This is a genomic window from Kineococcus glutinatus, from assembly GCF_039542765.1.
In the GTDB taxonomy this organism is placed as follows: domain Bacteria; phylum Actinomycetota; class Actinomycetes; order Actinomycetales; family Kineococcaceae; genus Kineococcus_A; species Kineococcus_A glutinatus.
Genome location: NZ_BAABIL010000935.1, coordinates 1 through 569 on the forward strand (window position 1 = coordinate 1; position 569 = coordinate 569).

At 81.5% G+C, this 569-nt stretch carries 1 pseudogene; it reads right to left on the bottom strand.

The features are described 5' to 3' along the window. Positions 1-569, bottom strand: a pseudogene (locus ABEB16_RS22685) (geranylgeranyl reductase); the annotation flags it as partial.

Genomic DNA, 569 nt, shown 5'->3' on the forward strand with positions numbered 1-569 from the left:
CCCGCACCGCCGCGACCGCCGCCGCCAGCACCCGCGGAGAGCGGCTCAGCGCCGCCGCCGTCCCCGTGGCGCGCAGGTGGGCGCCCAGGTGCCCGGCGAGCATCCCGCGCAGCACCGCACCCGGGTCCGCGGCGGTGACCGCGGCCCGCCCGGCGAGCGACCCCGAGAGCACCGCGTAGTAGATGCCCTCCCCGGTGATCGGGTTGACCAGCCCCGCGGCGTCGCCCGCCAGCAGCACCGGCCCGTCCGGCTGGCGCGGGCGGCCGGTCGTCAGCGGCAGGTGGTGGGCGCGCCAGTCCCGCCCGCCGGCCCCCGCCCCGGGCAGCAGCTCCTCCACCCCGGTCAGCAACCGCTCCCGGCTCAGCGCCCCGCCCGGCCCCAGCAGCTCCCCGTAGCCGACGTTCGCGGTGCCGTCGCCCACCGGGAACGACCACGCGTAGGCGGGCCAGCGCGCGGTGCCGAAGGCGATGACCTGCGCCGGCGCACCCGCCGGCGCCGGGGCGTAGCCGCGGATCGCGAACGCCGAGCGCCGCGGTGCCGGCACGCCCGCGGCCGCCCGCACCCGCGAG